Annotated in this window: 26 protein-coding genes; 10 read left to right on the forward strand and 16 right to left on the reverse strand. The window is 57.5% G+C overall.

The annotated features are described in order from the left end of the window. Positions 1–38: 38 nt before the first annotated feature. Positions 39–884 (reverse strand): SDR family oxidoreductase, encoded by an 846-nt coding sequence (locus tag GHO25_RS01850; RefSeq protein WP_178109941.1) that lies wholly within the window; start codon positions 882–884, stop codon positions 39–41. Positions 885–1004: 120 nt separating this feature from the next. On the opposite strand from GHO25_RS01850, the gene GHO25_RS01855 reads away from it, so the two are divergent. Further along, positions 1005–1976 (forward strand): LysR family transcriptional regulator, encoded by a 972-nt coding sequence (locus GHO25_RS01855; protein WP_153389716.1) that lies wholly within the window; start codon positions 1005–1007, stop codon positions 1974–1976. Here the strand turns inward: GHO25_RS01855 and GHO25_RS01860 are convergent. From GHO25_RS01860 to GHO25_RS01870, 3 genes are read right to left on the reverse strand one after another with little or no spacing between them, the layout of a single operon-like run. After that, on the reverse strand, positions 1906–3141 hold the full coding sequence (locus GHO25_RS01860) for a CynX/NimT family MFS transporter (RefSeq protein ID WP_153389717.1): 1236 nt from the start codon (positions 3139–3141) through the stop codon (positions 1906–1908). The genes GHO25_RS01855 and GHO25_RS01860 overlap by 71 nt on opposite strands. After that, positions 3107–3568, reverse strand: a complete 462-nt coding sequence (locus tag GHO25_RS01865) for a nucleoside deaminase (protein WP_153389718.1) — start codon at positions 3566–3568, stop codon at positions 3107–3109. The genes GHO25_RS01860 and GHO25_RS01865 overlap by 35 nt, the downstream gene beginning before the upstream one ends. 21 nt (positions 3569–3589) lie before the next feature. Then, positions 3590–4249 carry an ankyrin repeat domain-containing protein gene (locus tag GHO25_RS01870; protein WP_088500418.1) on the reverse strand — a complete coding sequence of 220 codons (660 nt, stop codon included), beginning with the start codon at positions 4247–4249 and terminating at the stop codon, positions 3590–3592. A gap of 110 nt (positions 4250–4359) precedes the next feature. Between GHO25_RS01870 and GHO25_RS01875 the strand changes: the two genes are divergently transcribed. Next, positions 4360–5217: a LysR family transcriptional regulator gene (locus GHO25_RS01875; protein ID WP_153389719.1), complete on the forward strand. Its 858-nt coding sequence runs from the start codon at positions 4360–4362 to the stop codon at positions 5215–5217. Between the two features lie 56 nt (positions 5218–5273). On the opposite strand, the gene GHO25_RS01880 is transcribed toward GHO25_RS01875, so the two are convergent. The 5 genes from GHO25_RS01880 to GHO25_RS01900 form a co-directional block, all read right to left on the reverse strand. Further along, the gene (locus tag GHO25_RS01880; protein ID WP_153389720.1) at positions 5274–5951 is read right to left on the reverse strand and encodes a DUF421 domain-containing protein; all 678 of its coding nucleotides are present in this window, start codon (positions 5949–5951) and stop codon (positions 5274–5276) included. Positions 5952–6027: 76 nt separating this feature from the next. Continuing rightward, positions 6028–6375 carry a hypothetical protein gene (locus tag GHO25_RS01885; protein WP_153389721.1) on the reverse strand — a complete coding sequence of 116 codons (348 nt, stop codon included), beginning with the start codon at positions 6373–6375 and terminating at the stop codon, positions 6028–6030. Between the two features lie 280 nt (positions 6376–6655). Beyond that, positions 6656–6817, reverse strand: coding sequence for a DUF2986 domain-containing protein (locus GHO25_RS01890; RefSeq protein ID WP_153389722.1), 162 nt, complete (start codon positions 6815–6817; stop codon positions 6656–6658). A gap of 108 nt (positions 6818–6925) precedes the next feature. Continuing rightward, on the reverse strand, positions 6926–7282 hold the full coding sequence (locus GHO25_RS01895; protein ID WP_153389723.1) for a VOC family protein: 357 nt from the start codon (positions 7280–7282) through the stop codon (positions 6926–6928). A 49-nt stretch (positions 7283–7331) separates the two neighbouring features. Continuing rightward, entirely contained in the window at positions 7332–8699 is a 1368-nt protein-coding gene (locus GHO25_RS01900) for a CoA transferase (protein ID WP_153389724.1), read from the reverse strand. 93 nt (positions 8700–8792) lie between these two features. Between GHO25_RS01900 and GHO25_RS01905 the strand changes: the two genes are divergently transcribed. From GHO25_RS01905 to GHO25_RS01930, 6 genes are all read left to right on the forward strand, one after another. Beyond that, positions 8793–9947, forward strand: coding sequence for a citrate synthase (locus GHO25_RS01905; protein WP_153389725.1), 1155 nt, complete (start codon positions 8793–8795; stop codon positions 9945–9947). A 200-nt stretch (positions 9948–10147) separates the two neighbouring features. Beyond that, on the forward strand, positions 10148–10495 hold the full coding sequence (locus GHO25_RS01910; RefSeq protein WP_048373430.1) for a metalloregulator ArsR/SmtB family transcription factor: 348 nt from the start codon (positions 10148–10150) through the stop codon (positions 10493–10495). 18 nt (positions 10496–10513) lie between these two features. Further along, positions 10514–11797 carry an arsenic transporter gene (locus tag GHO25_RS01915; protein ID WP_153389726.1) on the forward strand — a complete coding sequence of 428 codons (1284 nt, stop codon included), beginning with the start codon at positions 10514–10516 and terminating at the stop codon, positions 11795–11797. Between the two features lie 27 nt (positions 11798–11824). Then, the gene (locus GHO25_RS01920) at positions 11825–12295 is read left to right on the forward strand and encodes an arsenate reductase ArsC (RefSeq protein WP_153389727.1); all 471 of its coding nucleotides are present in this window, start codon (positions 11825–11827) and stop codon (positions 12293–12295) included. An 11-nt stretch (positions 12296–12306) separates the two neighbouring features. Continuing rightward, a complete protein-coding gene (arsH, locus tag GHO25_RS01925; protein ID WP_153389728.1) occupies positions 12307–12999 on the forward strand; it encodes an arsenical resistance protein ArsH in 693 nt (230 codons plus the stop codon). A gap of 111 nt (positions 13000–13110) precedes the next feature. After that, a complete protein-coding gene (locus tag GHO25_RS01930; RefSeq protein ID WP_153389754.1) occupies positions 13111–13806 on the forward strand; it encodes a tRNA (adenine(22)-N(1))-methyltransferase TrmK in 696 nt (231 codons plus the stop codon). A 3-nt stretch (positions 13807–13809) separates the two neighbouring features. Here GHO25_RS01930 and yghU read toward each other — a convergent pair whose 3' ends face one another. The 6 genes from yghU to GHO25_RS01960 all read right to left on the reverse strand — a co-directional run bounded on the left by yghU (position 13810) and on the right by GHO25_RS01960 (position 19427). Further along, positions 13810–14649 carry a glutathione-dependent disulfide-bond oxidoreductase gene (yghU, locus tag GHO25_RS01935; RefSeq protein ID WP_178109946.1) on the reverse strand — a complete coding sequence of 280 codons (840 nt, stop codon included), beginning with the start codon at positions 14647–14649 and terminating at the stop codon, positions 13810–13812. 130 nt (positions 14650–14779) lie between these two features. Continuing rightward, on the reverse strand, positions 14780–15403 hold the full coding sequence (gene hxsA, locus GHO25_RS01940) for a His-Xaa-Ser repeat protein HxsA (RefSeq protein WP_178109943.1): 624 nt from the start codon (positions 15401–15403) through the stop codon (positions 14780–14782). Then, entirely contained in the window at positions 15400–16635 is a 1236-nt protein-coding gene (hxsC, locus tag GHO25_RS01945) for a His-Xaa-Ser system radical SAM maturase HxsC (RefSeq protein ID WP_153389730.1), read from the reverse strand. Before hxsC ends, hxsA begins: the two co-directional genes overlap by 4 nt. Continuing rightward, a complete protein-coding gene (gene hxsB / locus GHO25_RS01950) occupies positions 16632–18119 on the reverse strand; it encodes a His-Xaa-Ser system radical SAM maturase HxsB (RefSeq protein WP_153389731.1) in 1488 nt (495 codons plus the stop codon). Before hxsB ends, hxsC begins: the two co-directional genes overlap by 4 nt. Beyond that, entirely contained in the window at positions 18116–18415 is a 300-nt protein-coding gene (hxsD, locus tag GHO25_RS01955; RefSeq protein WP_153330234.1) for a His-Xaa-Ser system protein HxsD, read from the reverse strand. Before hxsD ends, hxsB begins: the two co-directional genes overlap by 4 nt. Before the next feature lie 124 nt (positions 18416–18539). Beyond that, entirely contained in the window at positions 18540–19427 is an 888-nt protein-coding gene (locus GHO25_RS01960) for a serine hydrolase (RefSeq protein WP_153389756.1), read from the reverse strand. A gap of 256 nt (positions 19428–19683) precedes the next feature. Here GHO25_RS01960 and GHO25_RS01965 point away from each other — a divergent pair, with 256 nt between their 5' ends. After that, positions 19684–21249: a cryptochrome/photolyase family protein gene (locus GHO25_RS01965; protein ID WP_153389732.1), complete on the forward strand. Its 1566-nt coding sequence runs from the start codon at positions 19684–19686 to the stop codon at positions 21247–21249. After that, complete coding sequence (locus GHO25_RS01970) at positions 21246–21392, forward strand: DUF2256 domain-containing protein (protein WP_082158165.1); 147 nt, start codon at positions 21246–21248, stop codon at positions 21390–21392. Before GHO25_RS01965 ends, GHO25_RS01970 begins: the two co-directional genes overlap by 4 nt. Positions 21393–21493: 101 nt before the next feature. Here the strand turns inward: GHO25_RS01970 and GHO25_RS01975 are convergent, their stop codons facing one another. Continuing rightward, positions 21494–23164 carry an NAD(P)H dependent flavin oxidoreductase family protein gene (locus GHO25_RS01975; RefSeq protein WP_153389733.1) on the reverse strand — a complete coding sequence of 557 codons (1671 nt, stop codon included), beginning with the start codon at positions 23162–23164 and terminating at the stop codon, positions 21494–21496. Between the last annotated feature and the right edge of the window lie 76 nt (positions 23165–23240).

Below are 23240 nucleotides of genomic sequence, written 5' to 3' on the forward strand. Positions count from 1 at the left end.
GATCAAAAGATCGTGAGACAAGCTCGCTCCTACACTAATCAACATTCTTTGATCTGTTCCCACAACTGCGCCACCTGCTCGGCACTGCTGGCTTTTATACGCGCCAGGTCGACGGGATAGTCGACGCCAGGGTTTTCAACGAAACGAGTGGCGGTGAACTGACCATTGCTGGCCCGTACGATGTAGCCGGTGTCGCGGCACTGCTGCGAAGCCAGAAACACCACGCCGGGTGTGACCCATTCCGGCTTGAGGTTGACCGGTGCTTCGGTCACGCCCCACATTCTGGTTTTTGCCACCGGCGATACAGCGTTAACCAAAATCCCGTCGGCCATTCCCTCCATGCTCAGGGCATTCATGATGCCCAGTTGCGCCATTTTGCCTGCCGCGTAAGCCACCAGCCCCGGCTGTGCATAGGGCTGGTACATGGCCCGGTCCGACGTGGTCAGGACCACCCGCGCGGCTGGCGATTGCCGCAGGTGTTGCCAGGCATGTTTACACAACCAGACCGGCGCGTAGACATTGATATCCAGTGCCCGTTCGATAAAAGCCGGCTCCACCTCTTCTATCCGCTGATAACCGACCCAACCCGCGTTGTGAATCACGATATCCAGTTGCCCAAACGCGTCGACCGCCGCCGCGACCAATTGCTCGCACCCGCGCTCGCTGGCAAGGTCGGTGTGGTGACCCAGCACGCTGTAACCTTCGGCCTCAAGCGCACGTGCCGCCTCGTGGGCAATCGAGGCATCGGCACCTTCGCCCAGCGTATCCGCGCCAATATCACTGATCACCACATTGGCACCCAACCTTGCCAGTTCGCGGGCGTAGCTCAGACCCAAACCTTGACCAGCGCCCGTTACAATTGCGGTTTTGCCTGCAAAGTCCACAGTTGACTCCTCTTGATGACTGCCCTCACCTTAACCCTGCCTTTCAGGCTTGTTTAATACTGTTCAAGCGCGAAGTTGATACGCTGCGCCTATCACAGTTCAAAGGAAGGAACGGACACCATGATCGAGACCCGTCTGCTCAAGCAGTTCATTGCCGTTGCCGAAGAATTGCACTTCCACAACGCCGCCAAGCGCCTGCACATGGCCCAGCCTGCACTCAGTCAGGCGATAAACCGCCTGGAAGACAAACTGGGGATCAGCCTGCTGACACGCAGCAAACGCGAAGTGCGACTGACGCCTGCGGGCAGCGCCTTTCTGGACACGGCCTACAGCACCCTCAACACGCTGGAATCCGGTGCCGAGCATGCGCGCTTGGTGGCAAAAGGCATCGCTGGCAAACTCACGGTCACCACCGTGTCCATCGCCCACTACACGCCGCTGCTCAATACACTGCGAGCGTTTCGCGACACCTTCCCCAACGTTCAGTTGACCCTCAAGGAGATGCCCTCAGCCAGCCAGGCCCAAGCGATCTCGCACGCTGAAGCGGACATCGCCTTTATGCGTAAACTGCCTTTTGACACGCCCAATTTGCAGTCGCGCTTGCTGTTTGAAGAGGCAATCGTCATGGCCTTACCCGCCGATCACGCCAAAGCCCATGCCGCCGACATCAACCTGCGTGACTTCGCAGATGAAGCGTTTGTCTTCACCCCCGAAGTGCTGGGCAGCGGTTATCACCGACAACTGATTGCACTATGCGACGCCGCGGGTTTTTACCCGAAGGTGGTGCAGGAAGCAGCACAACTCCACACCGTTATCGGCCTGGTTGCCTGTGGCTTCGGTGTGGCGTTGGTGCCAGCCTCCATTGCCCGTTCGTTTACGCAGGACAACGTGGTGTTTCGGCGCATTTTGCCGGTGGCGGAATCAGGCAACCCCGCCATTGGCCTCTATGTGGGCTGGCATGCCCACAACGTTTCACCGCTGGTTGAGCGCATTATGTCGATACTGGATCTGAATGTAGCGTTCAAGGATGTGTCGACAGCGCCGCAGAGCCTTGCGGTTCAGCAAACGAGTACCGATAACTCGCCGGGCTGAAAATACGGGTTAACAGCAGCATCGCCACAACCCCGACAATCAGCACCCACCAGGCGCTGACAAAGCTGCCCGTGAGCTCTCGCAACCAGCCGGTCAACCAGGGCGAGACGGCGTTGATGAGAAATCCCACCCCTTGCACAAACGCCGCCAACTGCCCGGCTGCACGAGGTTCTCGGATATGATCGAGGGTCAGGATCAGGCTGAGGGCAAAACAAGCGCCCAGACCAAAGCCGATCAACGCCACCCAGATATGCGGCGATTCAAGCGGCCACATCACCAGACCGAAAAACCCAAATGCCTGCGCAGCAAGGCTGAGGGCCAAAAACGGGCGTCTGTCGCGACTGCGCTGCGCCAGAGCAGGCATAACCAACGCGGCCAGCACCTGAAACACGGTCATGAACGCCAGCAGCGAACCGCTTTGGGTCGCGCTCCAGTCCATTTGCAAGTAATACGCCGGCAGCCAGGCAACCATGCTCATGTAACCGCAATTAACCAGCCCGAAGTACAGCGCCAACAGCCAGGCCCTGCGTTTGCGCCATGGCTGCGCAGACGCGCCGTGAGTGCGCGCAGTCAGCCCGGCAAAGGGCATAAGCCACCACATCAACAATGCCGCCAGCGCGGGCAACAACCACACGCCGAGCCCGGCCTGCCACTGGCTGAAATGCCCGGCCACCACCGGGCTGAGCAATGCCGCCAAGCCGCCACCGCCCATCAATGAGGCCGAATACACCCCCAAAGCCAGCGCCACTTGCCCCTGAAATTGGCGCTTGATCAGCGCCGGCACCAATGCCTGAATCAGCGCTACACCGGCGCCGCCCAGCAAGGCCGTGATAAGCAACACTTCAGCCTGATGCCCCAGCAGGCGCCATAAGCACGCGCCTAGAATCATCAGCAGACCCAACGCCACGCCCCGTCGCTCGCCCAAACGGGCTTCTATGCGCACCCCGAGCAAGGCCACCAGCCCCATGCAAATCACCGGCAGGCTGGTAAGCCAGGCGCTGCTTTGAAAGCTCATGCCGGTGTCGCCACGAATCTGCATCAACAATGGGCTGATGGAACTCAAAATCGGCCGCAAGTTAAGCCCCAATGCGATGATCAGGGCCCAACTTGCCAGGCTGCGCAGACGGGTTTTAGTGAGCGGCAGGGCGCGCCTGCCAGTTTTCATAGACCTCAACCATTGCGGGCTGCGGCAGATGTTGCACGTTGAGGCGCTGCTCGCTCAAGGGCAACGCCAGTTGCTGGTAGATCGCCGCCGTAGACAAACCAAACGCTTCACCCAGTTCGTTTGCTGCGCCATACACGGCACGGCTGACGCCGCACAGGTACATGGCCGCAAGGCACATCGGGCACGGCTGACCACTGGCATAGATCACGCACCCGTCCAGACGCGAGCCCAAATGCTGGCTGGCACGGCGGATGGTCAGCAGTTCCGCGTGGGCGGTAGGGTCCTGGTTGAGATGAATTTCGTTAACCGCCTCAACAATCACTTGGCCGGCCTTGACCAGTACTGCGCCAAAAGGCCGTCCCCCCTCGGCAACGTTGATGCGCGCCAGTTCCACCGCGCGTTGCAGATAATCTTGATCGTTATTCATGAACACTCCCGTGCAGGTCATTCACTGGGCGCCAGCGTCACGCAGCAACTTGGCCGTTGCGCTCTGACCGCGCTGCTCTGCCTGATACAACGGGCTGTGACCCTGGTTGTCCGGCAGGTTGAGGTCTGCGCCCGCCTGGATCAGTTGGGCAACAATCTGCTGATGCGCCGGGCCACCATCGGACAGCACGATGGCTTCCATCAAACAGGTCCAGCCCAGTCGATTGACATGGTTAACGTCGACCCCGGCGGCAATCAACAAACGCACGGTTTCAACATGGCCGCGCTCACACGCGGGAATCAATGCGGTGCCGCCATAACGGTTAGTGCTTTTCAGGTCCGCGCCATGGGCCAGCGTCAACTTGAGGATGTCGTTGTAACCACTGGCACCCGCCAGCAAATAGGCGCTGTCGTGCATCAGGTTTTTCTGATTGACGTCGGCGCCCGCCGTTATCAAGGCGCGGGCGATCTCAATGTTGTTGCGCTGGGTCGCGAGCAGCAGCGCGCTACTGCCGTCCGGCGCCTGTGCCTTCAGGTCCGCACCGCTGGTGATCAATTGCTGCACGTGGGTCACTTCGCCACTACGCACCGCATCCAACAGACTTTTCTCGTTAGCCATCACTCCTCCCATCATTAATAGCCCGGCCGCTAGAAGGCCGGATTTAAACGTCAGGCGACTCATGGTCATTTTCTCTCTGCAGATTCAATGAAGAACGAGTATGGTCAGCCAGACAGGTATTCTGAAATTAAATATAACCATGCCTTTCAGTGGCAATTCGAATGGTGACGTGTATGTTCGATCCCGTGTTGTTGCGCAGTTTTGTTGCCGTGGTGGAGTGCGCCAATTTCACACGGGCAGCGCAGCGGCTGCATTTGACTCAGTCCACGGTCAGCCAGCAGATTCGTCGCCTTGAAGATAACCTTGGCTGCACACTGCTCGATCGTGATCAACGCCACGTTATTGCCACGGCTGAGGGCGAGCGCTTGCTGGCCTATGCGCGGCGCATTCTTACGCTCCATGAAGAAGCCCGTGAGGCCATGTTCAACCAACAAAGCGAAGGCGTATTGCGTTTTGGGGTGCCGGAAGATTTCGCCGCAGACCGTTTGATGCCGTTGCTGTCGAGCTTCGGTCTGGAGCATCCGGGTGTGCGTCTGGAAGTCACCAGCGGCTTGGGCCCCGACTTGCAGCGGCTGTTTCGCCGGGGTGAGTTTGAGGTGTTGCTGGTCAAGCAGATGGGCCAGAACGATGATTGCCTGGCGAGTTGGCCAGAACCTTTGTGCTGGGTCGACAGCCGCTCCCTGCCAGCGCTGGGGCGTGATCCGTTGCCGCTGGTGACCTTCCCCGCAGGCGGCTTGTACCGCAATGAAATGCTCAACCACCTGGAAATGGGCGGCTGGCACTGGCGCATCAGCTATTCGAGCGCCAGCCTGGCCAGTGTTTGCTCAGCAGTGGCCGCTGGTTTGGGCGTCAGTTTGCTACCACGGCGGGTCATCACCGCAGGGCATCAAGTGCTCGACGCCAGCAGCGGCCTGCCGGATATCCAGGGCGTGTATTTGGCGCTCTATGCGCAGGGCGGACTGAGCTACGCAGGCAAAGTGTTGCAGGAGCAGTTGCTTAATCTGTGCGCAGGTTTGGGGCAGACAGGGTGACAGCAAGCTCGGGCTATAAGGCGATCCTTCGGCTCGCATCGCAGCCTCGTGCCTCGTCAGCGACTACAAGCAGGCTGGGGGGCGGGGCTTATCACGCTGCCATCGCGAGCGGTGATGCATAATTCCCCGCGCCAAAACTCAGCGAGAAAGACTTCTTCGGTTTCAAGACCCAGTTCTTTGATTTTGTTGTCCAGCCATTGCGGATCATGGCCGATGGAGGTCAGTTGATCGAGTCGCGCCTCGCCGTTAAACATGACAATCACCGACGGCATGTCGCGTTCATCACAAATGACCGTCAGCTCGCCACCCGGCTCAATTTGCGCGTAGTAGACCTGCTGGAAAGCACACGCTCCCTGAGCATGTAACTGCGAGGCTAGCCGCAAGATGTCTATCTTGTGTTTATTATCGACCAGATTCTCAACAATGAACTTTCCGTTCTTGATGATCGGTATAGGGCTACCGATCGCAAAACCACGCAGCACCTGGATATGTTTAGTGGCGGTATTCAGTATGTAGATCAACAACACACCTAATAACAGCACCAGCAAATATTGTTTAAAGGGAATGGTATCGCTATAAATAACACCCCCAATAATGCCGCCCAGAATAAAGTTGCCAATCAGGTCAATCGCTGTCATTTGCGACAGTTGGGTTCGGCCTGACATATACATGTGAGTTGCAATAATCGCGAACCCCGCCACGAATTTCGCCAGTACCCATAGGTAATACTCCATACCACTCCCTTATCAATCCCGTTGCGCAATGTCCAATGCGCACCAGCGTAGCAGGTTTGAAATCCACGAGACAAAATCAATAGCCTTGCGCCTGCCGGGCATCCTTACAGGCCGTGAGCTGGTAATTAATCAGGCTGTACAACGTATGGGTATCGGAGGACTGCACCGTTTGTGTCTCGGCATAATCCACTTGTATGGCATCCAGCTTGGCTTTGTTTTCGGACATCTGCACGATGCAACGATTGACGTTATCTGAGCGTAGAGGCTGTGAACTCGAAATATCAGCGTATTCCAGCGAGCGTGTGGCAATCACTTGTTTAATCGCCTCAACTTTTTCCCGTGCAACTTTATCTTTATCAGCCTCACACCCGGCCAATACTAAAACTGACAAAAAACCCACTGCACAATGCTTGATCACCGTCATACCCTGAATTCCTTAAGGGAACTGATCTTCATTTTTGTACCGTTTGAACCGCCACGCCGGGTATAAACACCCCCAAAACTTGCGCTTACTGCCTCAATTTAGAGCACTTAGATGACACTATTGCCTTCATTCGACCTTAACCACGCTCATTCAGAACCTTGGTATGCAGGTATTTGTCGCAAGACCCGGCATTGAGCGCCGGGCCATGCAATCAAAAAGCAAAGGCTGTGCCATCCAACCGCCCATCTACAGCGGAAGGATTGTCACTGAGCGCTATCAATCAGCTTTCAGATACAACGGTTGAGGACTCTGCCGATTCAGTCGCCAACTTCAATCGATCAGCCTTGCTAACGTAAGTGGACTTTTTCTTCGGTGCCAATTTGGCACTGGCCTTCTTGGCATGCGCCTTTAAAAGCTGCTGGATCTTTTTACGACGATTCATCTTGGGTCACTCGGTTTGTAAGCGCTTGAATCATATCAGTTAAAAGAAGCAGGCCGCTCACCCGAACACGTACTGTCCAGTTAGCCGAGTAGACCGCGAGAGTGAAATTTACTCCTGGCGTGTCCAAACCGCCAGTTCATAACCGTCAGGATCGACAAAATGAAAGCGGCGCCCACCAGGGAAAGAAAAGGTCTCACGGCTGATCACGGCGCCCAGGCTTTTGATGCGTGCCTGAGTGGCCTCAAGATCGTCAGCGTACACAATCACTAATGGCCCACCAGGCCGCACCGGTTCACCCGTGGTGAAACCACCCGTCAAGCGGCCATCAGTGAACTCTGTGTACGCAGGGCCGTAATCGACGAATGTCCAGCCAAACGCACTGCCATAGAAAGCTTTGCTGCGGCTGATATCGCCCACATTGAATTCGATATTGTCGATCTGCCGATCGTTACCGTTAGCACTCATGAGAACCTCCCGCCTGTCGTGAAAAGACGTTCATCATAGTGTTATTTGGCTACCACTGCGCAGTGTCAGAGCCGAGTTCATGGGCCGGTAATGCCCACCAGGCCGGGCAGCCTGCGATCTGGACAGGCCATTGGATGCGTTGCGCATCGCCCCAGGCGGTGTGCTCGATGGCTGAGTCTTTATCGGCTTCGGTTTCCTCTACGAAGGCTGGCTCAGAGGTGTGTGAACGGTGCTCTTGCAGCAATTGCGCGGTCCGCGCCAAGGACAACCGGGCTTGCAGTACCGTGCCCGATTGCAGCCGCTCGGTAATCCCGATAATGGCGGCAGCAGCCATCAGGTAGCCCGTCGCGTGATCCAGTGCCTGAACAGGTAATGGCACCGGTTTATCGGCTAGCGCGTGTTGCATCCCGGTATCGGCGATGCCGCTGCTCATCTGTACCAGGCTGTCAAAACCGCGCCGATTGCGCCACGGCCCGGTCCAGCCATAGGCATTGAGGCTGATGTCGATCAGCCGCGGGTTGATCTGCTGCCTGACCGCGCTGCCCAGCCCGAGGTTTTCCAGGGCATCGGCGCGGTAACCGTGAACGATCACATCGGCCGACGCCAGCAACGTTTTCACGGTTGCCAAAGCATCCGGATCACGCAAGTCGAGCCGTACCAGGCGTTTGCCCGGCGTCACCTCCGGCACGATGCCGGGCTCATTCCAGTCCGGTGAGTCGATACGCAACACCTGTGCGCCATAAGCCGCCAGGCACCGTGTGGCGATAGGCCCTGCCAGGACCCGGGTCAAATCCAGCACTTTGATACCCGCAAGCGGGCGTGAAGGATCAATGGGTTGCACCGGAGTACTTGGCGCGGCTCGGCGCTGCAGGTGAACCAACGGCTCTTGCGCGACCGCATGACCTTGCGGATGCACTGCCCATTGCCCGGACGTGTTCATGTGCGCCGCGCAGCCTCCGGCCTGCACGATTGCTGCTTCAAGCGCTTGCGTGGTCCATTGCGCTACGGCCTTGGCCATGGAGGCTTTATCGACTTGCGCACCCAACACCCGCTCTGCAGCCAAACGGTGATGCGGGGCATTGGTATGCAAACGAATCCAGCCATCCTTGGCCTTGTAGTCACCTGCAACGGGGTCCCACATGGCCGGGATTTGCCAACCCAACGGGCGCAGTGATGTCCCAAACCAGATCGAGGCCAGCCGCCGGTCGACCTGCACCGGTTCAAGTGGCTTGCCACTGCCCAACGTACGCAGCCTGGCAATAGACAAGGCCACGGCGGCCATGGATGCACTGGCCAGTTCGGTCACCGGGTAAGCCGACGGCAAGGCGCCTGCGGTGGTTAGCGCGACACGGCTGCAATCATCGAGATCGCCGCCCAATGCGGTCCATACAGCATGCAACAGAGTGGGCTTGGTCATGGACTGTGGTCTCACGTGACATTGATGCAAGCGACTATAGGCGCGCTAAGATTGACGTCAATCTTGATGCAAATGATCAATATGAGGTGCTCAATGTCATGGTTGACCGCACAGCAAGCGCTGGTTTTATTGCAGGTGCAGCCACAAACGCTGTACGCCAATGTCAGTCGTGGGCGGATCCGCGCCAAGCCTGATCCAACGGATTCGCGGCGCAGCCTGTACCAGGCCGAAGACGTCAAACGCATGGCTTGCCGGCAGACCGGACGGCGCAGTGTGGCGGCGGTGGCCGCGCAGGCGATTGCCTGGGGCGAGCCGGTGTTGTCATCGTCGATTTCAACCGTGGACAACAACCGCTTGTGGTATCGCGGCCAAGAGGCGGTCGCCCTGTCACACACGCAGTCGCTGGAACACATCGCGTGCCTGTTGTGGCAAGTGCCAACGGTGCGCTTCACGGCATCGGCACACCAAGCCGACGCTTACCCGCGTCTGAACTCCCCTTTGGCCCGCGCCATGCAAGTGCTGGTTCCCCGCATCGATAGCGCACTGCCCTCGCGCGGACGTGCTGCACCCGTGCTGGTGGAGGAAGCCATGGGCCTGATCAACATCTTCACCGCTGCCATGCTGGAAGACTCAGCCACAGCAGATTTGCCGCTGCATCGTCGCCTGGCTCTGGCTTGGGAAGTGCCTGACGCAGAAGACATCCTGCGCCGCACCTTGGTACTGCTTGCCGACCATGAACTCAACGCTTCGGCATTTGCAGTGCGCGTTGCGATATCGACCGGTGCATCCATACCCGCCAGCCTGTTGGCGGGCTTAAGCGCACTGACCGGGCCGCTGCATGGCTCTGCCGTCAAAGGCGTGCGCGCATTAAAGACCCGCGCTGAACAACACGGCGTGGTTGAAAGCGTGCGCGATCATTTACAGCGCGGTGACACACTGCCCGCCTTTGGGCACCCGTTGTACCCCCATGGCGATGCGCGTGCAGCAGCCCTGATGCAGCAGTTCACGTTGACACCGGTGTATCAGGCCATCAGCGAAGCCGGTGAAGACATCTCTGGAGAAAAACCCAATATCGACTTTGTGTTATCGGCATTGGCCGACACCTATGCCTTGCCCTCTGATGCGCCCGTCATCCTCTTTGCCCTGGCGCGCTCCGTCGGCTGGGTGGCGCATGCGCTGGAACAAAAAGCCACAGGTCAACTGATCCGGCCCCGCGCGAACTATGTGGGTGAAGCGGTACAGGCTTGAGACCTCACCCCCGCTTTCTTGTAGTCGCTGACGAGGTACGAGGCTGCGATGCGGGCCGCAGGACCGCCAGCCGGGGTCGCTGCGCAACCCATCGCAGCCTCGTACCTCGACAGCGACTACAGGTGTCTATTAAATTCAGGCTTGTTTGAAACATATGGATAAACGTATATTCGGATAAACATATGCACAGAGGCAAACCCATGCTCAATCCAGCCGCCATTTTCAAATGCCTGGCCGACGAAACCCGGGCCAGAGCCACCTTGCTGATCACCCGTGAAGGTGAGCTATGCGTGTGCGAGCTGGTCTGTGCTCTGGACGAAAGCCAGCCGAAAATATCCCGGCACCTCGCACAATTGCGCAGTTGCGGGTTGCTGCTTGATCGTCGCCAGGGTCAATGGGTGTATTACCGCTTGAACCCGGAACTACCCGCCTGGGTGCGTGAAGTACTGGAAACCACCCTGAATGCCAACTCCGAGTGGCTTGCGTCAAACACTCGCCGCCTCAGCACCATGGATGGCCGCCCTCTCAACACAACAGCGTGCTGCTGATCAAAGGACGAGACGCTTATGCTCACCGCCTCCGCCATTTTTTTGTTCACGCTGGTCTTGGTCATCTGGCAACCCAGAGGTCTGGGCATCGGCTGGAGTGCCACATTGGGCGCTGCGCTGGCCCTGATTACAGGGGTTGTGAAGCTGGATGATATCCCTCTGGTCTGGGGCATTATCTGGAACGCCACGGCCACCTTTATCGCGGTCATTATCATCAGCCTGCTACTGGATGAAGCTGGTTTTTTTCAGTGGGCGGCCCTGCATGTAGCGCGCCTGGCCAATGGCAAGGGGCGGCGCCTTTTTGCTTTTACCGTGCTGCTGGGTGCCGCCGTGTCGGCCCTGTTTGCCAATGACGGCGCGGCCCTTATTCTCACACCCATCGTGATGTCGATACTGCTCGCCTTACGCTTTTCGCCCGCCTCAACCCTGGCGTTTGTCATGGCCGCCGGGTTTATTGCCGATACCGCCAGCTTGCCTCTGGTGGTCTCAAACCTGGTCAACATCGTTTCGGCGGACTACTTCGGGCTGAGTTATAGCGCGTACGCCTCGATCATGGTGCCGGTGAACATGGTGGCAGTCGCCGCCACCCTCGCGGTGTTGTACGGGTTTTACCGCCGCGACATCCCGCACAGCTATTCACAAGACGACTTGCAAGAACCTCGACAGGCCGTGCGCGACGTCATGACCTTTCGCGCAGGCTGGGGCGTGCTGATTCTGTTGCTGGCGGGCCTGTTTGTACTGGAACCCATGGGCATTCCCATCAGTGCCATTGCTGCGGTGTGCGCCGTTATTTTGCTGGCGGTCGCTGCCCGTGGGCGCATCATTTCGACCCGCCGCGTGGTTCGCGAAGCCCCTTGGCAGATCGTTCTTTTCTCGCTGGGTATGTACCTGGTGGTCTACGGGTTGAAAAATGCTGGCCTGACACACTATCTGACCCTGGCCCTTAATAATCTGCTTGACTCCAATCTGTGGCTGGTCACGCTGGGCACGGGGTTTCTCTCAGCGTTTCTGTCATCGGCCATGAACAACTTGCCTGCCGTATTGATTGGCGCCCTGTCGATCCACGCCAGTGAGGCCAGCGGTGTCATGCGTGAAGCCATGATCTATGCCAACGTCATCGGCGCTGATCTGGGCCCGAAAATAACTCCCATCGGCAGTCTGGCGACCCTGTTGTGGCTGCACGTATTGCAGCGCAAAGGCATGCGCATCACCTGGGGTTACTACTTCAAGACAGGCGTGATTCTGACCCTGCCGATTCTGTTCATCACCTTGTCTGCCCTGGCCTTGCGCCTGAGCCTTTAACCCTCTGCCCCACCAGTGAGCAACCTTATGCGGATCCTGTTTATGTGCACGGCCAACAGCTGTCGGAGCATTTTGTCCGAGGCCATGTTTAACCACCTCGCCCCTGAAGGCGTTCAAGCCTTCAGTGCCGGGAGTTTTCCCAAGGGCCAGGTTCTGCCGCGCAGTTTGAGCACACTGCAACAAGCCGGTATCAGCATCGCGGGCTTGAGCAGCAAGGGCAATGACGCCTTCGAAAGCAACCCGCCCGACATCATGATTACCGTCTGCGACAAAGCAGCGGGCGAAACCTGCCCTGTGTACTTTGGTCCGGCGATCAAAGCCCATTGGGGGCTTGAGGATCCATCAGAAGTGGTTGGCGATGAAGCAACAATCTCGGCGGCTTTCCACGCGACCCTGGCGCTTATTGAAAAACGTTGCCGCGCCCTGCTGGCCCTGCCTCTTGCCCAGCTCGACAGTGCAAGCCTGAAGCAGCACCTGGACCACATCAGCACCCTCTAACCGGAGTTCCCATGACCGATCAACTGCCTAATCTCGACACCTCATTAGCCACCGGCACGCTGGTCGATGCCGACGTTCATAAACCCCGGATCCTGCTGTTATACGGCTCGACCCGCGAACGCTCGTTCAGCCGTTTATTGGTTGAAGAGGCAGCCAGATTGCTGGAGCATTTCGGCGCCGAAACCCGGATTTTCAACCCCAGCGGCTTGCCTTTGCCGGACGATGCACCCGTCGATCACCCAAAAGTGCAGGAACTGCTAGAACTGATGCAGTGGTCTGAAGGCCAGGTCTGGTGCTCCCCGGAACGCCATGGCGCCATGTCTGCGGTGTTCAAGGCGCAAATTGACTGGGTGCCTCTGGCCTTGGGGGCCGTGCGCCCCACTCAGGGTAAAACCTTGGCGGTGATGCAGATCTGTGGCGGCTCGCAATCATTCAACGTGGTTAACCAACTGCGAGTGCTGGGGCGCTGGATGCGGATGTTCACTATCCCTAACCAGTCGTCAGTCCCAAAGGCCTACCTTGAATTTGATCAACACAACCGTATGCAACCCTCTGCCCTGTATGACCGGGTGGTGGACGTGATGGAAGAACTGGTCAGGTTCACGCTGCTGCTCAGAGAACGCCCTGACCTGGTTGACCGCTACTCGGAGCGCAAGGAATCAGCTGAAGCACTGACTCAACGGGTTAATCAACGCTCCATTTAGTCGTCAGCACCACACCGCAGACCCGATATGCCAAAATCGCCCTTTTGCCCAGAACGAGCATTTGATGGACTAACGTGAGTGCCGCGCATTCGGGCTGACAAGGAACTGCAGTTGAACGAACACACATTGTCCATGCGCCTGGAACGGGTGGCGGCGCTCGTGCCCGCCGGGGCGCGACTGGCAGATATTGGCTCGGATCACGGTTACCTACCGGTAGCGCTCGTACTCCGTGGCACCCTCTGCGCGGCAGTCGCAGGTGAAGTGGCCTTAACGCCCTTCCATGCCGCACAGCGTACCGTGCGCGAGCACCAGCTTGAACAGCAGATTACCGTGCGCCTGGCCAACGGCCTGGCAGCCATTGAACCGTCCGACGGCATCACCGCCGTCAGCCTGTGCGGCATGGGTGGTGAGACCATCCGCGACATTCTCGACAGTGGCAAGGCGCACCTGCGCGGTGAGGAACGCCTGATCCTGCAACCCAATGGCGGCGAACAACCACTGCGCCAATGGCTGATGGACAACCACTACCGCATCGTCGCTGAAGAGGTGCTGCAAGAAAACCGCTTCTACTACGAAATCATCGTCGCTGAACGCAGCGGGCCCGTGACCTATAGCGCCGAAGCACTGTATTTCGGGCCCTTGCACTTACAGGCCCGAAGCCCGATATTCCTGGCCAAATGGCAGCGTATCCTGGGCGAGCGGCAAAAAACCTTGGAGCAATTCGCCCGTGCACGGCACGCCGTACCCGAGCACAAATTGCAAGACATCGCCCAACAGATACGCTGGATCACCGAACTGCTGGCCTGACGGTTAATCCAGGTCAGACGCCTCATGCCGCTCAGGCACCTGGCTCGCCTCATCGCCCCACGTCCGGTTAACCCGCAGCCCGCGAACTACCGCCGGGCGCTTGGCAATTTCTTCAGCCCAACGCTGAACATGGGTGTATTCGTGGGCCGAAAGGAACTCTGCCGCCGAATACACCGTGTTGCGCACCAGTTGACCGTACCAGGACCAGACCGCGATATCGGCGATGGTATAAGTGTCGCCCGCCAGGTAAGGGCTTTCAGCCAGACGACGGTCCAGCACATCCAGTTGCCGCTTGACCTCCATGGTGAAGCGATTGATCGGGTACTCGAGCTTTTCTGGCGCATACGCATAGAAATGCCCAAACCCGCCGCCCAGATAAGGCGCAGCACCCATCTGCCAAAACAGCCAGTTGAGGGTTTCGGTACGCCCGACCAGATCAGTCGGGATAAACGCGTCGAACTTCTGCGCGAGATACAGCAGGATCGAACCCGACTCAAACACCCGAATGGCAGGCTCTACGCTACGGTCCAGCAGGGCTGGAATCTTGGAATTCGGATTGACCTCAACAAACCCGCTGGAAAACTGATCACCCTCGCCGATACGGATCAACCAGGCATCGTACTCAGCCCCGGAGTACCCCGCTGCCAGCAACTCCTCCAGCAGAATCGTCACCTTCACCCCATTGGGCGTGGCCAGCGAATACAACTGCAAAGGATGCTTGCCAACCGGCAATTCCTTGTCATGTGTGGGGCCTGCAACCGGGCGATTGATACTCGCAAAATGGCCGCCAGACGGAGCGTTGTTTGTCCAGACTTTAGGCGGAACGTACGGTGTATTGCTCAAGAGACGGACCTCATCGGTAGAGTGCTGAGAAGGCATGAGCCCGACTAATCATGGCCGGGCTCAGTGGGCACAGCACACCATAGTCGGCAAGGGAATGCTACAGCGGCGTGTCTGGGGCGTGGGTCCAGGGTTATGGAATACGAATACCCAAGGCATTCAAGGTCTGAGTGTCCATTGCGCCATTGACCGTCAGTGCATTGTCCATCTGAAACGACATCAACGCGCCACGCGTCCCTTTGCCCATCACTCCGTCAATTTTGCCGAAGTAGTACTTGCGCACCATCAGCGCCGTTTGCACACGCATGACCAAATTGTTTTTCTGCGCTTCGCTAGGGCGAGTTCGGGTCGTGCTCGCGTTGTTGGCCGGGCCTGAAGGTCCATAAAGCGAATTAGACGTCGAAGATCCAGCAGAACCACTGGAACTGCTGTGTGTTGAGCTTGGCGCTGTATAACTACGAGTACTGACAGGCGGCGGGCTGTAATAGCGAGGCGCGCTATAGCCGCCTGAACCGCTGTAATGAGAACTGTGGGAGCTGTGCGAACGGTGAGAACTGTGTGAGCGATGCGCGGCATACATGTTGATTGCATCCGGGGCATTGAGCGTGTCCGCGAAAACAGGTGACTGGCCGTTGCCCCTTGGCTCCCAGCTCGCATCAGCGAGTGGTAGCGAGTTCGCCTGTGCAAAGGCAGTACCCGCGACGGGAAGTAAAGTGATCCCCCCAAGCAAAATTTTCCAGCGATCAAGCAGTTTCACTGTGCGCTCCTTGCATAGGCACTGAATGCCTCGTTAGAAAGTGGTTGCACACCACGGCTTTGCCAGCGCGCGGAGTGAGATTTAAAGAAACCGGAACACTGTTTATTCGCAACGCATTGTTGGCAGGCATCGATAAACAGATTCTTCCAGTCGGAAATGCTCTGCCGGGTGAAACGCCACAGATGTTCAGGCACCAGGCATAACGGCAGGTTATATAGGGAGACAGGCAAGCCACGGTTATGCAGAAAATAGACTGCCTGAGTGAGCGAATCCTGATAGTCCATCGGGTCTATCCAGAGCGCCTCATAATGCTTTCTGGCGAGCCCGGTGCTTTCGATCCCCATCAATGCAACATGCCGAACAAACGGTAAATTACGGAAGATGTAGTGCGCGAGCTCTGGCAATCTTGGCGTCGTCAATTGGCTCAGCACCACGCGGATCTCGACAATCTGGTTGGCACGCGCAAGGTTGTACAACCCTTGCAGGGTTTCACTGAATGCACCGGGCGCCTGCACAACGTGGTCGTGGTCACTGGCGTTATCGGCATACAGCGGTATGCCCCAACTGAGCTGGGGGTGATCAATGGATGTGAGTGATTCGATCCAGTCCGGGTCTTTGAACAGTCGGCCATTGCTCAACACATGAATGGATTTAAGCGCCAGCACGGCTTTGCACTTAGCCAGGATTTCCAGCAAACCGTCACGATAAAGCGTCGGCTCCCCGCCACTGATACCGAGGTTCTCTTCGCCTGGATCCATCAAATCAATGAGGCGAAGGTTTTCCTCAATATGCCATCGATCATCAATGTCTTTGGGTGGCTGAGAACACATCAGGCACAGACTGTTGCACCGGTCTGTCATGAACAACAAATTGCTGTCAGAACCGCGCCGATACAGGACGCGCACCAGCGAATTACCGGGCGTCAGTGCAATCACATCACCTGGGCGAACAACATCCGGGTCCTTGGGCGAGTGAATCAACAACCTGTCGACGCCTGCGTGACCGTCCCATTGTTCAGGAATGAGAAAACCTGCAACTGGCAGCGATAGCAGTTGCGGATTGCGTTGCAACTCGACCGCAGGTGACCACAACAAAAGATCATCAAAGCCCACATCTCCCGCACACACAGCGGTGCCCTGCTCAATGAGTTCTTCGAGAGAGATGACCTTAAGCAATCTGGGTTCGGTTAAATGCTGAATCTCAACATGAGTGTCTTTACGCAGCATCATCAACCCCGATAGCCAGCCAAACCGACATCGGCATAGCTGCGTCGGTTAAGCCAGGAAAGCAGGACACGCTGAACGTCATCATCGGCATCTCGCAGCAACTCAAAAAGATGCTTTAGCAGCCCCATATTTTTCTTGCAGAAACTGCTAAAGCTGCGATGCCCGACGGGATCGCCCTGACGTGCAAAGTGTTCCACGGGATCTGCACCGCAAAACGCAACAAGCGCGCAGTCTGAACAGCCCGGAAGGGTTTCAGCGACGCCACTGCTTAACAGAGCCTCCATAACCGGAGAACGCAGCAGCTCAGACAACGGTTGATGCACGCTGCCCAGGCGCAACCCCTCCTCGCCCATTTCCAACAGCATTCGTGCTTCGTCAGAGGGGTATACATAGCCGTCGTAGTTGTACACCAGCGCCGCAGTTCCCGCGCCCGTGGGGGAACGCAAATCCACATAGCCCGATGAGAATGGCGTCAAGATATTCCTCAGCAACAAACTCGCATAGCTTTCTGACAGGTAAACGCCCTGCTGATTAAGCTCCAGCAGATAAGCCAGAGCCTCCTTGTAAAACGCCACATAGCGCTCTATCGGGTAATCCAGCCGCTGCGCGCTTCTTGAAGCAAAACCATAAGGGCTCAAGGGTCGCAATGAGATGCTGGAGAAGCCCTGCTTAACGTACTCATCAATGATGGCCCGTGGTTGCTCGAGGCTTCTGGCCGTCAAGGTGGTCAGTGCCGACACAGCGTCGTGCCCCAAGTGCTCACGAACACGGCGGATACCTTCAAGCGTTCGCTCGAACGAGTTTCGGGTCGGCGTCGGGCGATTAGCGTTATGTAAAGACGCTGGCCCATCGAGCGACGTTGAAAACTGGATTCGATGGAGCTTGGCGAAATCGAGAATATCGTCAGTCAAGTGATAAAGCGTCGTCGTAATCACGAACTGAATATCTCGCTGCTCAAGCACGTTTCGTTCAACCACCCACTCAACAATTTGCCGGACACGCTCGAAGGCCAGCAGCGGTTCCCCACCCTGAAACTCAACGGTGAGTACGCGAGAGTTCGATTCAAACATGCGCTCAACAGCAGCCCGTGCATCTGCTTCAGACAAGTCGTGCCCTGAACCGCCCAGAGGGGCGCGAGAAACCTGACAGTACTGGCACGTGTGATTGCAGCGCAAAGTCACCACAAACAGATGCAGCGCCGGGCCCTGAAAGAGAAAATCCTTGCGACTGCGGTACTGCGCGGCCATCTGTGGCAAGGGATCATGCCTGCCGGGCTCATAAATGAAATGCCGGGCAAGCAGATCCCTGTAAAACGCAGAGCCCGGTTGCAAACGCTTAAAGCCGAGGTCCTGGAGCTGTGGGTCAGAGACCCAAAGGTACTCACCCGTTTCAGAGGTGATCAACACATCCCGGTCACTTTCGGCCTGCATACGCATAAAGCGAAATGGCAGCAGACGATAACTGCTGGTATCAGAAGCGATCAGCGTCATTGAGGCAGCCCGCACCCAGTCAATGCCGCACGCGCCAGCACCTCTCGCAACCCGGCAGTTTCGCGGTTGATATGGTTACGCAGGGCAAAATCATTCAAATGCTGCAACACCAGCGGCCGTACGCGTGCGCTGGGCAAGGTGAGCTGATCTTGAGACGGGAAAATCGACAGCTTGACCTGACCGGGCTCAACAGAGACTTCAATAGCCAATGTATCCGCCAGACTATAAGCCGCCCGCTGCACCACCCCAAGCGGGTAAGCCGCCTCGCAGACGTGCATGATTACCGGCCAATTCATCGAGATCGATCCTTGAAGACGCTGAAAAAGGTGCGGATTCTGACAAGAGAGAAGGCAATTGGCTAGTATCCAATTGTTTAATTGAAGGAATCGTGAAATCGACGCCTGAAACACGTGAAAGCCTTCAACTCCCCGGCCGCAAAACTTGCATCATCTGCTCAACAACGACGGCTTCGACAACGCCCTGACTGGCGCCTTGCTCAAAAGCAGCGCAACACACCGTTGTGTCGCCGTCGCTTATACGGTAAACGGCGATGACACTGCCTGGCCCGCAGCCTGTGTGCCCTGTCAGGGTATAACCACCCGCAATTGCTCCCTGCATCACCCCCAGCCCATAGCCCGGTGTGATCCAGGGTCGTCCGGGAATCGGGCCGCCCACTACTCGTGCTGTCTGCATGCCCTGAAGCAAGGCTGTGGGGAGGAGGTCTGTGCACAAGAGCCGATCGAGAAATAGCGCCGCTTGCGAGACAGGGCCGATCAACAGACCGTGATACACCCAGGCGGGATCATACGTTGAGGCGCTTCCAGGAATGGAGGCTGACAAGTCTGATCGTGACTTGGCAAAGCGAACGTTTGACAGACCCAGAGGAGCAAGCGCCCGCTGCATCACCGCGTCATCAAGCGCCAGACCCGTCAGGCGCTCAATTAGCCTGCCGATATGCCAGTAGCCCACGTTCGAATACCGCCAACCGGTTCCGGGATTGTATCGAAGTCGGGTACCGCCGAGGCGTTGCATCATTTCATCAGCAGACCAGGCTGGTTCGCCGTTGCCAACGGCTGTGTGATAGTCAACAAGTTCACCATAATCAGCCAGGCCCGCCTCATGCCGCAGTAGCTGGCGTAATGTGAACGGCTGATCAAGTATTGGCTCATCCAGGCTGACCAGCCTGTCACGTACTAACGTCAGAGCCGTCGCAGCCAGGACTGTTTTAGTAAAGCTCCACCAAGGGACCATCAGATCTGATGGGGCAGACGATTGAGGCTGACCGTTTGATATGAGTGAACTGAGCATTGGCTTCCTTGGCATGTTGAGCGGATCGACACGATATCCCATTCACTCTTCCTGGACGTAGCCGCGCCAAGCTCGGCAACTGCTACGACGATCAATACAATCCGTAGGAGCGAGCTCGCCTCGCGATCTTTTGATCTTAAAGGCAACGCCGTTACGCCACGATCGGTTAAGCGAGACATGCCTTCACATTAAACTTGTACAAACTATTTGTTTTGTACAAGAATTCGCACTCGCTATCCTTGAGTGCATTCTGCAGATGAGAGCCACACCGCCATCGGACCGTAACGCCAAGCCTGGCCGGTTGTGCCTGGTCCTGGGCGACCAATTATCTTTCGACCTGGCCTCACTGCAGGGGCTGGATAAAGAGCGCGATACAGTGCTGCTGGTCGAGGTGATGGAGGAAGCCAGCCATGTTCCCCACCACCCACAAAAAATCACCCTGATTTTCAGCGCGATGCGTCACTTTGCTGAAGCCTTGCGGCAGAGGGACATCAAGGTGCATTACGTGAAGCTGGATGATCCGGACAATACCGGTTCAGTGCCCAGCGAGTTGCATCGCTGGCAAGCACAGCTTCAACCGTATGAAATCCACCTGACAGAATGCGGCGACTGGCGTCTGGAGCAATCCATCAAGGATTGCGGCTTGGCTGTTCAGTGGCATTGCGATGATCGATTTTTGTGCTCTCGTGCCGAGTTCTCTCGCTGGGCTCAGGGTAAAAAGCAGCTGCGCATGGAGTTCTTTTACCGCGAGATGCGCCGCAAGAGCCGGTTGTTGCTCAATGGTGACGGCAGCCCGGTTGGGGGCGCCTGGAACTTTGATGCAGAAAACCGCAAGGCATTGCCCAAGGGCGTCAGGCCTCCTTCGCCCGCCCGTTTCACCCCGGATGCAATCACCCAGGAGGTGCTGGCGCTGGTCGCAAAACACTTCTCGGATCACTATGGTGCCCTCGACACGTTCGATTATCCGGTGACTCACGCAGAAGCTCAGGCGCTTTGGGACTACTTTCTCGACTGGGGTTTGGCAGCTTTTGGCGACTATCAAGACGCCATGGCCAGCGATGAGCCTTTTCTGTTCCATGCCCGTATCAGCGCGGCGCTGAATATTGGTTTGCTGGATCTTCGCCAGTTGTGCAGCGATGTGGAGTCGGCGTACTGGGCCGGCAATATTGCGCTCAACGCCGCCGAAGGTTTTATTCGGCAATTGATCGGCTGGCGTGAGTATGTGCGGGGCGTCTACTGGCTGAAGATGCCTGACTATGCACACGGCAATGCTTTCGGTAATACGAGGCCGCTGCCAGAGTTCTACTGGACAGGCAACACGCAAATGAACTGCATGCGCCAAGCCATCAACCAAAGCCTTGAGCACGCCTACGCTCACCACATCCAACGGCTGATGGTGACCGGCAATTTCGCCCTGCTCGCCGGGATTGCCCCGAGCGCAATCTGCGAGTGGTATCTGGCGATCTATATGGACGCCTTCGACTGGGTCGAACTGCCCAACACGCTGGGTATGGTCATGCACGCTGATGGCGGCTACCTGGGTTCCAAACCCTATTGCGCGAGCGGCCAATACATCAAGCGCATGTCTGACTATTGCCGTGGCTGCGCCTACAAAGTGAGTGAAAGCACCACAGACGACGCCTGCCCATTCAACGCGCTGTATTGGCACTTTTTGATGCGTCACGGCGACCGCCTGCGCGGCAATCAACGCATGGGCATGATCTACAAAAACCTCGACCGCATGCCTGAGTCCAAACAACAGGCACTGTGGGATCGCGGCCAGTTGTTGCTCACTGCCTTGGACAACGGTGAATCGTTGTGAAAAAAAGTGAGCTGCCAGCCAAAACCTGCGCCACCTGCGGGCTGCTGTTTACCTGGCGCAAGAAATGGGCTCGCTGCTGGGAAGATGTGCGCTACTGCTCGGAGCGTTGTCGACGGAGCAAGAAGAAGCCCGACAGCCTTTGACATGCGAAAAACAGGCAGTAGCTGGCGATCTTGTGGTCTTGGGGATTCGCCGCTCACCTGAGCGGCGCTCCTGCAGCCTGCATCGCAGCCTGCGTTCCTTGTCAGCGACTCCGTTGCTCGCCAATCAGGATGTCTTCAAAAAACGCCCCGACCGGTTCTGTAGGGTGACACAACTGTATTTCCAGCACCCAGACCATTTCGCTCGGGACGATCTCGATCTCTGCCAGCTTGTCTTGCCCGAACAGGGCATGGGGGAAGTCGGCAATGCGGTGCCCGGCGAGGTTGCGCTCAAGGCGCCAGCCTTTGGTGTGGGCACTTTGCTCTGCGAAATCATACAGCTCGCGCCCGGTTAGTCCGCGGTGCCAGGCGTCGCGGGTTTCGTCGAACACTTGGTGCAGCGCCTTGACGCAGTCCTCATACAGCTGGTGCTCACCGAAGACAAACGTGTCGCCATAATCACCTTCATAGCCGTCCCACACCGGGCCAAGGTCGACCACCGCGATGTCGGTGGCGCGCAGCTTGCGCTGTGGGTCAATGCCTTGGCGCGGGGTGCGGATGGTGTCGTCGCCAAAACGTATATAGGTCGGGTGCCAGGTGTGGGATGCCCCCATGCTCTGCAAGGTCTGACTGGCCATATCAAGAGCTTGCGCGGTGGTCATGCCGACTTTCAATTGCTCAGCGATGGCGGCCAATGCCCGTACCGTTTGCTCGCGGGCTGCGAGCATGCCATCCAGTGAGTAGCGCGGACCGACTTTTTCCAGCACCGGGTCCAATGCCTTCAATGATGAAGCTGGCGGTAATGCCCCGCTGGGGACGAAAGCTTCAGCGACAAAACGATGGGCCTGCACACCCGACGCCAGGCAGGTTTCACGCACCTGATTGATCATCGCGCTATTGCCACAGGCATAGATTTGGCTATCGGCCCAGTTGTGCGGCTGTGCCTGCGCGACCTGCTGTACGCGGGCGTCTGTCGACAGCACCCGATGCCACTTAAAACGTGGATGGGCGCGGCTGGCCTCATCCAGAAACTCAGTATCGTAGAAGTCTTCTGGCGCTGAATTACCCCAATACAAGGTAACTTCGGCATCACGGTCCAACGCCGTTAACAGCATCGGTTTGATGCCGGCATACCCGGTACCGGTGGCGAACAACACAACCGGGCGCTCATCCTCATGCTGCCAGGTGCACGCGCCGACAGGGCCTTCCAGAGTGAGCCTGTCGCCCACTTGCAGGGCTGCCAGAATACCCTCGGAAAACAGTCCACCACAGACCTGACGAATATGAAACACACACTGACCTTGGTCCTGTGCAGGCAAATTGGCCACGGAAAAACAGCGGCTATCGCCATCATCGAGGCGAAATCTGACGTACTGGCCGGCGCGTACCTCAAGGGGCTGAGCGGGCAGCAAAACCAGTTCGACAACATCCACGCTCAGTGCCCGCTTGCTGATCACCTGTGCGCTGACGTCCCGCACCGGCGCGTCCAACGACCAACCGGGTATTTCCAGGCGCATGTCACTGCAAGCATGGCTCTGGCACAGCAACATCTCGTCCGCCGCCAGCGGGTAGCAAGGGGCTGGAGCGTCTGGCGCGAGCTGCTTTGCGCGGTAGTGACCTGAAACCACCTTGACCTTGCACGACCCGCATGCACCACGCCTGCAAGAAAACGGCACCGCAAGACCGCTGGCCAGCATGGCGTCGAGGAGTAATTGATCGGCGGCTTGAAACGATTTGCCCGAGGGCAACAACTCTACGACATGGCGGTTCTGCATAAACACCTCAGGGCAATTGAGGTTCGATTGTTGCGTTAGACTAGGACCCCAAGAACCTCCAGTTTTGGATAATTCA

Source organism: Pseudomonas sp. FSL R10-1350 (assembly GCF_009600525.1).
In the GTDB taxonomy this organism is placed as follows: domain Bacteria; phylum Pseudomonadota; class Gammaproteobacteria; order Pseudomonadales; family Pseudomonadaceae; genus Aquipseudomonas; species Aquipseudomonas helleri.